This window comes from Zoogloea oleivorans, from assembly GCF_008107625.1.
GTDB classification, from domain to species: domain Bacteria; phylum Pseudomonadota; class Gammaproteobacteria; order Burkholderiales; family Rhodocyclaceae; genus Zoogloea; species Zoogloea oleivorans.
Genome location: NZ_SDKK01000038.1, coordinates 1 through 11,538, shown reverse-complemented (window position 1 = coordinate 11,538; position 11,538 = coordinate 1). Strand labels below are relative to the sequence as shown.

At 65.0% G+C, this 11,538-nt stretch carries 12 protein-coding genes; 1 reads left to right on the top strand and 11 read right to left on the bottom strand.

Annotation, left to right across the window (positions count from 1 at the left end; genetic code table 11):
• Positions 1 to 20 precede the first annotated feature (20 nt).
• From ETQ85_RS23810 to ETQ85_RS23760, 11 genes are all read right to left on the bottom strand, one after another.
• Positions 21 to 1,118, bottom strand: a complete 1,098-nt coding sequence (locus ETQ85_RS23810) for an electron transfer flavoprotein subunit alpha/FixB family protein (RefSeq protein WP_148581533.1) — start codon at positions 1,116 to 1,118, stop codon at positions 21 to 23.
• Between the two features lie 31 nt (positions 1,119 to 1,149).
• Complete coding sequence (locus tag ETQ85_RS23805) at positions 1,150 to 1,998, bottom strand: electron transfer flavoprotein subunit beta/FixA family protein (protein WP_148581532.1); 849 nt, start codon at positions 1,996 to 1,998, stop codon at positions 1,150 to 1,152.
• Between the two features lie 18 nt (positions 1,999 to 2,016).
• Complete coding sequence (nifW, locus tag ETQ85_RS23800) at positions 2,017 to 2,349, bottom strand: nitrogenase stabilizing/protective protein NifW (protein WP_148581531.1); 333 nt, start codon at positions 2,347 to 2,349, stop codon at positions 2,017 to 2,019.
• A gap of 4 nt (positions 2,350 to 2,353) precedes the next feature.
• Entirely contained in the window at positions 2,354 to 3,163 is an 810-nt protein-coding gene (cysE, locus tag ETQ85_RS23795; protein ID WP_222862288.1) for a serine O-acetyltransferase, read from the bottom strand.
• A complete protein-coding gene (gene nifV / locus ETQ85_RS23790; protein ID WP_148581529.1) occupies positions 3,160 to 4,299 on the bottom strand; it encodes a homocitrate synthase in 1,140 nt (379 codons plus the stop codon). The genes cysE and nifV overlap by 4 nt, the downstream gene beginning before the upstream one ends.
• A gap of 407 nt (positions 4,300 to 4,706) precedes the next feature.
• On the bottom strand, positions 4,707 to 5,045 hold the full coding sequence (gene fdx / locus ETQ85_RS23785; protein ID WP_148581528.1) for an ISC system 2Fe-2S type ferredoxin: 339 nt from the start codon (positions 5,043 to 5,045) through the stop codon (positions 4,707 to 4,709).
• Positions 5,045 to 6,922, bottom strand: a complete 1,878-nt coding sequence (gene hscA / locus ETQ85_RS23780) for a Fe-S protein assembly chaperone HscA (protein ID WP_148581527.1) — start codon at positions 6,920 to 6,922, stop codon at positions 5,045 to 5,047. The genes fdx and hscA overlap by 1 nt, the downstream gene beginning before the upstream one ends.
• 22 nt (positions 6,923 to 6,944) lie before the next feature.
• Positions 6,945 to 7,268, bottom strand: a complete 324-nt coding sequence (gene iscA, locus ETQ85_RS23775) for an iron-sulfur cluster assembly protein IscA (protein WP_148581526.1) — start codon at positions 7,266 to 7,268, stop codon at positions 6,945 to 6,947.
• Between the two features lie 10 nt (positions 7,269 to 7,278).
• A complete protein-coding gene (gene erpA / locus ETQ85_RS23770; RefSeq protein ID WP_148581525.1) occupies positions 7,279 to 7,629 on the bottom strand; it encodes an iron-sulfur cluster insertion protein ErpA in 351 nt (116 codons plus the stop codon).
• An 11-nt stretch (positions 7,630 to 7,640) separates the two neighbouring features.
• Positions 7,641 to 8,060 carry a Fe-S cluster assembly scaffold IscU gene (gene iscU, locus ETQ85_RS23765; RefSeq protein ID WP_148581524.1) on the bottom strand — a complete coding sequence of 140 codons (420 nt, stop codon included), beginning with the start codon at positions 8,058 to 8,060 and terminating at the stop codon, positions 7,641 to 7,643.
• Positions 8,061 to 8,082: 22 nt separating this feature from the next.
• Positions 8,083 to 9,294 carry an IscS subfamily cysteine desulfurase gene (locus ETQ85_RS23760; protein WP_148581523.1) on the bottom strand — a complete coding sequence of 404 codons (1,212 nt, stop codon included), beginning with the start codon at positions 9,292 to 9,294 and terminating at the stop codon, positions 8,083 to 8,085.
• Between the two features lie 434 nt (positions 9,295 to 9,728).
• Here ETQ85_RS23760 and nifA point away from each other — a divergent pair, with 434 nt between their 5' ends.
• Entirely contained in the window at positions 9,729 to 11,363 is a 1,635-nt protein-coding gene (gene nifA, locus ETQ85_RS23755) for a nif-specific transcriptional activator NifA (RefSeq protein WP_148581522.1), read from the top strand.
• The last annotated feature ends 175 nt before the right edge of the window (positions 11,364 to 11,538 follow it).

Genomic DNA, 11,538 nt, shown 5'->3' with positions numbered 1-11,538 from the left:
GGTGGGTCTCCGGTGGGCGTTCAGGCGGCCTTGCGGCTGCGCATTGCGATGTGTTCGCGGAAGGTTTCGGTGAGCACCGGCAGCACCTGCATGGCGTTGCCGACGATGCCGTGGTGGGCGAAATCGAAGATCGGGGCATTGGCGTCGGTGTTGATGGCGACGATCACGTCGGCGCCCTCCATGCCGACCCGGTGCTGAATCGCCCCCGAGATGCCGGCGGCGATGTAGAGCTTGGGGCGCACGGTCTTGCCGGTCTGGCCGACCTGGCGCTCGGCGTCCACCCAGCCGGACTGGACCACCGGGCGGGTTGCGCCGACCTCGGCCCCCAGCACGCGGGCCAGCTCCCACACCAGCTTGAAGTTGTCCGGCGACTTCATGCCCTTGCCGCCCGACACGATGATGTCGGCGTAAGCCAGGTTGACCTTGTTGTTGTTCTCGTCGGCGATGAAGTCGAGGAGCTTGGTGACGATGTCGGTTTCGATCATCGCCAGGCGGTCTTCGACGATGACGCCACTGCGACTCGGGTCGGCGTCGGGCATCTGCATGACCCGCGGCCGTACCGTGGCCATTTGCGGGCGATAGGCGAGGGTCATGATGGTGCACAGGAGCGAGCCGCCGAAGGTCGGGCGGGTGGCGGCCAGTGCCCGGGTGGCCGGGTCGATGCGCAGTTCGGTGCAGTCGGCGGTCAGGCCGGTGGACAGCGTGGTGGCCACCGAGCCGGCCAGGTCGCGGCCCATGGTGGTGGCGCCCAGTAGCACGATCTCCGGCTGGTACTTGTTGACCAGGTCGGTCATGCCCTTGGTGAAGGGCTCGTTACGGTAGCCCTTGAGCACCGGGTCACGCACGATGTAGCAACTTTCGGCACCGAAGGTATAGGCCTCCTTGGCAATGGCGTCGAGGGCTTCGTCGGCACCGCCCATGACCACCCCGGCAAGGGACACGCCGAGGGTGTCGGCGAGTTTGCGTCCCTCGCCGAGCAGTTCCCAGGAAACCGGGTGAACCACTCCGCGGTCGTGTTCGATGAACACCCAGACGCCCTTGTAGGCTTTCAGGTGTTCGGGCAGTTCCAGGTTGCGGCCGCCTCGGGCGGCGGGCTTTTTGGCTTCGGCCTCGCTCATGGCAGGGATCCTTTCGCGTGTCGTCGTGGGGTCAGACTGTGGCCTTGGCGAGGATGTCGCGCTCAAGGGTGGGGTGCTGGGTGAAGATCTTCTGGATCACGTTGAGGGTCACGTCCCGCGGGCTGGCGTCCTCGACGGACTGCATCAGGGCCTTTTCGGCGCGCGGGGTCGGGCCGAAGACCTTGCTCACCACGGTGGGCGAGCCCTTCAGGCCGATCTTGGTGATGTCCTCGATGCCGGCGGCTTCCTTGCTCCACTTGCGCACCGGGTAGCGGGCGGCGTGGATCATGTTTTCCAGCGGGGCGAAGCGCATTTCGTTGGTGCCTTCGAGCATGGTGATCAGGCACGGCATGGCGGTGCGCAGCACCTGCACGCCGCCTTCGGCCCGGCGCTCGACGGTGATGCGGTCGTTTTCGATGTCGACCTCGGCGATTCGCGATACGTAGGTGAGCAGTTGCAGGCCGAGGCGCTTGGCGATGCCCGGCCCCACCTGGGCGGTGTCGCCGTCGATGGTCTGCTTGCCGGTGAACACGATGTCCACCTTCTGCTCGCGGCTGATCTGGCGAACGGCCGCCGCCAGCGCGTAGGAGGTGGCCAGGGTGTCGGCACCGGCGAAGGCCCGGTCGGTGACCAGTACGGCGTCATCGGCCCCGAAGGAGATGCACTTCTTCAGCGCGTCCTCGGCTTGCGGCGGACCCATGCACAGCATGGTGACTTTGCCGCCGAACTGGTCCTTGAGGCGCAGGGCTTCTTCAAGGGCGAACAGGTCGTAAGGGTTGACGATGGCCGGTACGCCCTGGCGCATGATGGTGTTGGTTACCGGGTGGACACGGATCTGTGCCGAATCCGGAACCTGTTTGATGCAGACGACGATGTGCATGGCGGCACTCCTGTCGGGTTAGCTGGCGGAGGGAAGGGTGGCGCGCAGGCTGTCGAGGCTGACCTGCTGGCGGCCGTCGGTGTCCTGGAAGACCTTGAAGACCTTTTCCCGGGCCGGCGTCGATTGCACAAAGTCGTCGTAGGCGGCGACCAGGTGGCTGCGGTAGCGGCTGAACATTTCGCTGCCCGCGACTTCGCTCAGGTCGGTGTCCCGGCGCAGGTACTGGTAGAAGCGCTTGAGGATGTGGAGCCGGCTCACATTGACCACCTTCTGGTCGAAGGGCACGGCGAAGAACTGGAGGAATTCCTCGGCAGAGGAGAGCTTGGCGAGTTCGCCGATCAATTCGTTCATGACGTCAGGCTCCTGGTGGGGTGGTGGCGGAGAGCTTCCAGCTACCGTCGAAAGTGGGTTGGGAACAGGTGTCGTCACAGCTGTGACAGGCGCCTTCGGCGGAGCCGGATTCGCCCTTCAGGGTGGCGATTTCCCGTTCCATCTGGGCGATGCGGTCGAGCAGGCAGCCGATGGCCTTGCCGACCGGATCGGGTATCTGGTGGTGGTCGAGGTCGATGCCGTGGGCGAAGCGCCGCCCTTCCTTGGGCAGCACCATGCGCCCCGGAATGCCGACCACCGTCATGCCGGGGCGTACGTTGTCGATGACCACCGAGTTGGCGGCGACGCGGGCGTTGTCGCCCACCGTGATGGGGCCGAGGATCTTGGCGCCGGCGCCAACGACCACGCCGCTGCCGAGGGTCGGGTGGCGCTTGCCGGGGTTCCAGGTGGTGCCGCCGAGGGTGACGCCGTGGTAGAGGGTCACGTCGTCGCCGATCACCGCGGTCTCGCCGATCACCACGCCGGCCCCGTGGTCGATGAAGAAGCGCCGGCCGATGCGGGCGCCCGGGTGGATGTCCACGTTGGTCACCAGCCGGGCCAGGAAGGACAGGGCCCGCGCCGGGTAGCGCCAGTTGCCCTGCCACAGTCGGTGGGCCAGGCGGTGGAGCATCAGGGCCTGCACGCCGGGGTAGATGGTGAGCAGTTCCAGGGTGTTGCGGGCAGCCGGGTCGCGGGCGAAGACGCAGGCCACATCTTCGCGCAGGGTGGCGAAGAAGCCGGGCGGCGGCGGGGCGGTGGCGGCGAGGGTTGTCATGTCGGGTTCCCGCGGGCTCATGATGCGTTCTGCCCGCAGCGGGTGACCTCGAGGAGGAAGCGGGCCAGTTCGCCCGCCGAAGGGGCGCGCTTGTTGCTGGTGGCGTGTTCGCGGATGCGCGTCAGCAGGGTGTGGGCCTCGCTGTCCGAGACGAACATGCCGAGCTGGGCGTAGGCGGCGATCACCGCCCGCGAGCCGGAATGCTTGCCGAGCACGGTGCGGTGGGCGCGTCCGAGTTCGGCCGGATCGAAGCCCTGATAAGTGCGCGGGTCTTTCAGCAGGCCATCGACGTGAAGGCCGGCCTCGTGGGTGAACACCGCTTCGCCGACGATGCTCTTGTTGGCCGCCACGGCCCGTCCGGAGGCGCTGGCGACCAGCGCCGAAATGGCCGGCAGGGCATGGGTGTCGATGCCGGAATCGATGCCGTGCAGGTGGCGCAGGCCCATCACGATCTCTTCCAGCGGGGCGTTGCCGGCCCGCTCGCCGAGGCCGTTTACCGTGGTGTTGGCATGGGTGGCTCCGGCCCGGAAGGCGGCCAGGGTGTTGGCGGTGGCCAGGCCGAGGTCGTCGTGGGCGTGCATTTCGATGCCGATGTCCACCCGCCGGCGCAGCTCGGCAATGGCGGCGTAGGTGGAGAAGGGATCGAGGATGCCGAGGGTGTCGGCAAAGCGGATGCGCGTGGCGCCGGCGCGCTGGACGGTTTCGGCCACTTCGCCGAGAAAGGCCGGATCGGCGCGGGAGGCATCCTCACAGCCCACCGACACCATGAAGCCGCTGTCCAGGGCCTTGCGCACGTAGTGCTGGATCTGCGCCAGCACCCAGTCGCGGTTGCGTTTGAGCTTGCCGAGGATGTGGATGTCCGACACCGGGATCGACAGGTTCAGCATCTCCACCGGGCAGGCCTGGGCGGCGGCCAGGTCGGCGTCGGTCATCCGGCACCACACCATCAGGCTGGCCGGCAGGCCAAGGTGGGCGATTTCCTGGATGGCCTCGATCTCCACCGGCCCCATGGCCGGGACGCCGATTTCCATCTCGCTGACACCGACCGCCGCGAGGGCCTGGGCGATGGCGCTTTTTTCCTCGAGGGTGAAGGCCACGCCAGCGGTCTGTTCGCCGTCGCGCAGGGTGGTGTCGTTGATGGTAGGCAGTAGGCTCATGGTCGGTGTTTCCTTTCATCACCTGTTAAGCAAAGGCCGTGCCATCTACTGGGATTGTTTTAGTTCGCTGATTTAAAAGGTTTTAATTGCCCGCTTCGGGGGGCGGCCGGGAAGTGGAGGGGACCGGCTGTAGGCTTTGTCGGATTCCCCACAGGTGTCACCGGCGTAAGTCCTGCATACGCACTCGGTACGCCAGGCGCATAGTCGGTATGCAGGCACGCGCACTCACTGCGCCGACGCGAGAAATCACTATTTTTGTTTGGAGAATGACTACTTCGCGCCGTCAACTTGGCAAGTTGCCCTGTCCAATTGCCAATCGGACGCACCACGGAAGCAATGTGATGGACCAGATTGGCAATGTGATGCACCCAAGCGCGGCTGGCGCGGCTTTCCAAGAAGCAGACCGTTCAGCCGTGCTCGCGGGCGTGGTTGCGGGAGTGTTTTGGAATCTCGATCAGCAGGTCGGTGTCGCTCAGGCGGACACAGCAGGCCAGCCGTGAGTCGGCCTGCAGGGCCCAGGCCGCGTCGAGCTGGTCTTCTTCCAGGTCGGCGCTGGGGGCAAGGCTGGCGCCGCCCTGGCGGACATACACGTGGCAGGTGGCGCAGGCCGCCACTTTTTCACAGGCATGTTCAAGGTGCACGCCATGGGCGAGGAGGGCGTCGCACAGGGATTCGCCGGGCGCCGATTCAAAGTGAACGCCGTCGGGGCACAGGTGGGGATGGGGCAGCACGCGGACAGTGGTCATCACAGGGTCTCCAGGCTGCGGCCGGCCAGGGCGCGCTTGATGCTGGCGTCCATGCGCCGGGCGGCAAAATCGCCACTGACCGTGTTGAGGGCGTCGGTGGCGGCGCGAATCTTGCGCGTGTCACCTTCGTCGGTTTCGAGCAGTTCGGCCAAGGTGTAGAGGGCGGTCTGCACCACAATGCGTTCGGGCGGGGCGAGCAGTGTTGCGCCGTCTTCGGCGAGGGCTGCGTCTGTGGCGTCGATGAGGCGGCGGGCTTCCACCTGGGCCTCGCGCAGCATGCGGGTGGCCGCGTCGATCTCGGCGGTGCCGTAGGCATCCAGCAGCATCCGCGCCACTTCCCCGTCGCCGAGGCCGTAAGAAGGCTTGACCTCCACATGGGCTTCGACGCCGCTGGTCTGCTCGCGGGCGCTGACCGACAGGAGTCCGTCGGCGTCGATCTGGAAGGTGACGCGGATGCGGGCCGCGCCGGCCACCATTGCCGGAATGCCGCGCAGGGTGAAGCGGGCCAGCGAGCGGCACTCGGAAACGATTTCCCGTTCGCCCTGCACCACATGCACGCTCATGGCGGTCTGGCCATCCTTGTAGGTGGTGAAGTCCTGGGCACGGGCGGTGGGGATGGTGCTGTTGCGCGGGACGATCTTTTCGACCAGCCCGCCCATGGTTTCGAGGCCGAGGGACAGGGGGCACACGTCAAGCAGCAGCCAGTCGGCTTCGCTGCCCGACTTGCGGTTGCCGGCCAGTACATCGGCCTGCATGGCGGCGCCCAGGGCGACCACCAGGTCGGGGTCGAGGTTGTTGAGCGGCGGGGTGCCGAACAAACTCTCCACTGCCGTCTGCACGTGGGGCATGCGGGTGGAGCCGCCAACCATCACGACGCCCTTGATCTCCTCGGCGCCGAGGCCGGCGTCGCGCAGGGCCTTGCGCACCGGGCGCAGGCTGCGGGCGACGAGATCGGCGGTCAGTTCGGTGAAGGTGCTGCGGCTGACGATCACGTCGAGCAGGCGGCCGTTGCTGAAGTTGCAGGTGGCCACGGCCTGTTCGATATCCGACAGGGTTTCCTTGACGGCGCGCGCCAGGGCCAGCAGGCGGCGCTGGTCTTCCACCGGCAAGTCGTCGTCGATACCTGCCTGACGCTTCAGCCAGTCGGCCAGGTGCTGGTCGAAGTCGTCGCCGCCCAGCGCCGGATCACCGTTGGTGGCGAGCACTTCGAAGATCCCGCGGGTGAGCTTGAGAATGGAGATGTCGAAGGTGCCGCCGCCCAGGTCGTACACGGCGTAGATGCCTTCGGCGGCGTTGTCGAGGCCGTAGGCAATGGCCGCAGCGGTGGGTTCGTTGAGCAGGCGCAGTACGTTGAGGCCGGCCAGCCGGGCGGCGTCCTTGGTGGCCTGGCGCTGGGCGTCGTCAAAATAGGCGGGCACGGTGATGACGGCGCCGGTGAGTTCACCGCCGAGGCTGGCCTCGGCCCGCTCGCGCAGGGTGCGCAGGATGTCGGCCGAGACTTCCACCGGGCTCTTCACGCCGGCGCGGGTCTCGATGCCGACCATGCCTGGCGCGTCGGTGAGCCGGTAGTGGCTGCGCATGGCCGCGTCGGCGTCGGCAAGGCTGCGGCCCATCAGGCGTTTCACCGAGGCCAGGGTGTTGAGCGGGTCGACGGCCTGCTCGGCGCGGGCTGTCCGACCGACGATGGTTTCACTTTCGCCGTAGCGGACCACCGAGGGCAGCAGGACGTGCCCCTCGGTATCCGGCAGGGCCCGGGCCATGCCGCTGGCCACGGTGGCGACGAGGGAATTGGTGGTGCCGAGATCGATCCCGACGGCCAGACGGTGCTGGTGAGGTGCTGCAGCCAGCCCCGGCTCGGCGATTTGCAGCAGCGCCATGATGGGTTCTCCCGTTACAAGGTCAGACGGCGAAACTCTCGCCACAGCCGCATTCGGCCTTGGCGTTGGGGTTGTTGAACTTGAAGCCCTCGTTGAGTCCTTCGCGGACGAAGTCCAGCTCGGTGCCGTCGAGGTAAGGCAGGCTGCGCGGGTCTACCAGCAGCCGTACGCCGCTGCTTTCGAAGATCAGGTCTTCAGGCAGGCTTTCGTCAGCGAATTCGAGGGCGTAGGCCATGCCGGAGCAGCCGCTGGTCTTGACGGCGAGGCGCAGGCCGAAGCCCTTGCCGCGCTTGTCGAGGGTCTTCTGGATATGGCGGGCGGCGTTGTCGGTGACAGTGATGCTCATGGCGCCCACCTCACATGGAGAACGAACTGCCACAGCCGCAGGTGCTGGTGGCGTTCGGGTTGCGGATCACGAAGCGCGAGCCTTCGAGGCTGTCCTCGTAGTCGATCTCGGCGCCAACCAGGTACTGGGTGCTCATGAAGTCGATCAGCAGGGTGACGCCGGACTGCTCGATGCGAAAGTCGTCTTCGTTGGCGATTTCGTCAAAGGAGAAGCCGTACTGGAAGCCCGAGCAGCCACCGCCGGTCACATAGACGCGCAGCTTGAGTTCGGTGTTGCCTTCTTCGGCGATCAGTTCGGCGACCTTGCCGGCCGCCGCCGGGGTGAAGATGACCGACGGTGCTTCAGGGGTGTTTGTGCTCATGACGGGACTCCTCAGGCTACGGGCGCGCAGATCGGCGCCTCGGTTTCGATGCTGTCGTGCTTGGAACGGTAGTCGGCGACGGCGGCCTTGATGGCGTCCTCGGCGAGAATCGAGCAGTGGATCTTGACTGGGGGCAGGGCCAGCTCTTCGGCGATCTCGGTGTTTTTGATCTCGAGGGCCTGGGCGAGGGTCTTGCCCTTGACCCATTCGGTGACCAGCGAGCTGGAAGCAATCGCCGAGCCGCAGCCGTAGGTCTTGAACTTGGCGTCCTCGATGATGCCGTCGGCGGATACCTTGATCTGCAGGCGCATCACGTCGCCGCACGCCGGGGCGCCGACCATGCCGGTGCCCACGTCTTCGTCTTCCTTCCCGAAGGCGCCGACATTGCGGGGGTTTTCGTAGTGCTCGATGACTTTTTCGCTATAGGCCATGACGTTTCTCCGGGTGAGGGGCTCAGTGGGATGCCCACTGGATGCTTTCGATGTCGATGCCTTCGCGCACCATTTCCCACAGGGGGCTCAGTTCGCGCAGCTTGGCGACGGCCTCGGTGACGAGGACGATGGTGGTATCCACCTCCGCTTCGGTGGTGAAGCGGCCGATGGAGAAGCGGATCGAGCTGTGCGCCAGTTCGTCGCTGCGGCCCAGGGCACGCAGCACGTAGGAGGGCTCAAGGCTGGCCGAGGTGCAGGCCGAACCGGACGAGACGGCCAGTTGCTTGATGCCCATCAGCAGGGATTCGCCCTCCACGTAGTTGAAGCTGACGTTGAGGTTGTGGGGAATGCGGGCGTCCATGTCGCCGTTGAGGTACACCTCGTCCATCGCCGAGAGGCCGGCCCACAGGCGGTCGCGCAGCCAGCGGATGCGCTCGTTTTCGGCGGCCATGCCGGCGCGGGCGATCGAATAGGCTTCGCCCATGCCGACGATCTGGTGGGTCGGCAGGGTGCCGGAGCGCATCCCGCGCTCGTGGCCGCCGCCATGGATCAGGGCTTCGAGGCGCACGCGGGGCTTGCGTCTCACATATAAGGCTCCGATGCCCTTGGGACCGTAGATTTTGTGGGCCGACAGGGACAGCAGGTCGATGGGGGTGGTTTCGAGGTTGATCTCCACCTTGCCGGCAGCCTGGGCTGCATCGACGTGAAAGAGCACACCCTTTGAGCGGCACAGGGCACCGATGGCGGCTACGTCCTGGATCACTCCGATCTCGTTGTTCACCAGCATCACGGAGAGCAGCACTGTGTCGGTCCGGATGGCCGCGGCGAGCTTGTCCAGGTCGATCAGGCCGCTGGCTTCGACGTCCAGGTAGGTGACGGTGAAACCTTCCCGTTCCAGTTCGCGGCAGGTGTCGAGCACGGATTTGTGTTCGGTACGGATCGTGATCAGGTGCTTGCCGCGGGCTGAATTGAAGCGGGCGGCACCCTTGATCGCCAGGTTGTTGGATTCGGTGGCGCCGGAGGTCCACACGATTTCCTTCGGGTCCGCATTGACCAGGGCGGCCACCTGTTCTCGGGCCAGTTCGACTGCGCCTTCTGCCGCCCAGCCAAAGGCGTGGGAGCGGCTGGCCGGGTTGCCGAAACGTTCGGTCAGGTAGGGGATCATCTTCGCCGCCACCCGTGAGTCCACCGGGGTGGTGGCGGCGTAATCCAGGTAGATCGCTTGGGTAGTCATGGGGTCCTGTTCTCCGCTGCGGGGGTACAGGGCCTTCAGCAACTTCGGTGCCAAGGTCTGGGGATGGTTTCAGTTCCTTGAATGGAAAGGGAAATTTTTGTTTTGACGTGGGTTTGTGGTGATGCAGTGAGAAGGCTTTGTCGGCTTTGTCGGATTCCACACAGGGCGGCGGGCGATGGCGTTCCTTGTGGCGCGTGCGGCATCGCAGCAGAGCACTGTTGAGGGGCGCAATGCGCCGTAACAGGGCGAGTTTGAGCAGGCCTGGCAGCCCTGCGTCACAGCGGCTTTTTACCGCGTCGCAATAAATCAATGACTTGCGCAACACACCTCGCCCTTAATATCCCTACACTTTGTAGGTATAAGGCTTGCTAGGGTCAGGAATGCTATTGCCAATACCGGCATGCCCGTCCGTTCCTGCCTGAAGGAGGTTCGCTATGAACGCGATTCTGCATGTGCGGGCTCAGACCGAGCTCGCCACCATCTACGAAATCAGCAAGATCCTCACCTCCAGCCTGAATGTGGCGAAGACCTGTCGCGAAGCGCTCAACGTGCTGGCCAACAACATGGGCTATCGGCGTTGCATGATCGTCACCGAAAACGATGACGGCGATCTGCACTTGCTGGCTGCCGTCGGCCTCAGCCCCGAAGAGTACGGTGCGGGCCATTACCATCCGGGCGAGGGGGTGATCGGCAAGGTGTTTACCAGCGGCATGCCGGCGGTCGTGCAGGATTTGGCGGCGGAACCTGTCTTCCTGAATCGCACCGGGGCCCTTGATCATGTTGATGGCGAGCCCATTGCCCTGGTCGGTATGCCGATCCGTGTTGCGCAGCAGGTGGTCGGCGTGATTACCATCGATCGCGTCAACGGGCGCAACGTCGGCGGCTTCAATGAGGATGTGCGTCTTCTGACCATGGTTGCGAGTCTCGTTGGTCAGGCCCTGGCCCTGCAGCGCACGGTGGTTGCCGAGCGCAACGAGCTGATCAGCGAAACCCGCCGCTTGCGTCACGAGCTAAAGGGGCGCTACAAACTCGACAACGTGATCGGTGTGTCCAAGCGCATGCAGGATGTCTTTGCGGAAGTGCACCAGGCCGGGCCGTCCCGCTCGACGGTGCTCCTGCGCGGCGAGAGCGGCACTGGCAAGGAAGTCATTGCCCGCGCGCTGCACACCCTGTCGCCGCGCAAGGATGCTCCTTTTATCAAGGTGAACTGCGCCGCCCTTAGTGAAAGCCTGCTTGAGTCCGAACTCTTCGGCCACGAGAAGGGCAGCTTCACCGGCGCCGTCGGCGAACGCAAGGGGCGCTTCGAGATGGCCGACAAAGGCACCTTGTTCCTCGACGAGATCGGCGACATCTCGCCCGCTTTCCAGGCCAAGCTGCTGCGCGTGCTGCAAGAGCGGGAGTTCGAACGGGTCGGCGGCACCCGCTCGATCAAGGTAGATGTGCGCCTGGTGTGCGCTACCAATCGCAATCTTGAAAAAATGGTCGCCGCCGGTGAGTTTCGGGCCGATCTCTATTACCGCATCAACGTGGTGAGCCTCTTCCTGCCACCCCTGCGCGAGCGCCGCGACGACATCCCGCCGCTGATCGCCTATTTCGTCGAGCGCTTCAACAAGGACAATGAGCGCGACTTGCGGGTCACGCCTGAAGCCCTCAATGTGCTTACGAACTGTTACTGGCCGGGTAACGTGCGTGAGCTGGAAAACTGTATCGAGCGTACCGCCACCATGGCGCGCGGAGATGCCATCAGCGAGTTGCACTTTCCCTGCCACACCAACCGCTGCCTGACCCAGTCCCTTCATCACGCGGACAAGGACGACGCGGTCGCCCCGGTCCGTTCTTCGGGTGGCTCTGTGGAGATATCTCTACCCATCCCCGAAATCCCCCATCGCACGTCTGCTCCCGAGCGACTCTTTGGTGATGTGCTGCCGGAAGGGGAGCGGGAACGTCTCATCTGGGCGATGGAGCGCAGTGGCTGGGTTCAGGCCAAGGCTGCACGGCTGCTCAATATCACCCCCAGGCAGATGGGCTATGCGCTGCAGAAGTTTGATATCGAGGTCAGACGGTTCTGAGGGGGCAGTTGCTGATGCTTTTCGCCGCGCGTCGCAATTTATTTTCGCAATGATGTTGACGGAGTTTGATTGTTATATATAATGCGGCCTCTTCGTTGCAGCGTTGCCGGAAACGAAACGCGAACGGGGTGGTGAAGTGGGAAGTGCTGCAGAGAGTCGCAGTGCTGGCGTTTCA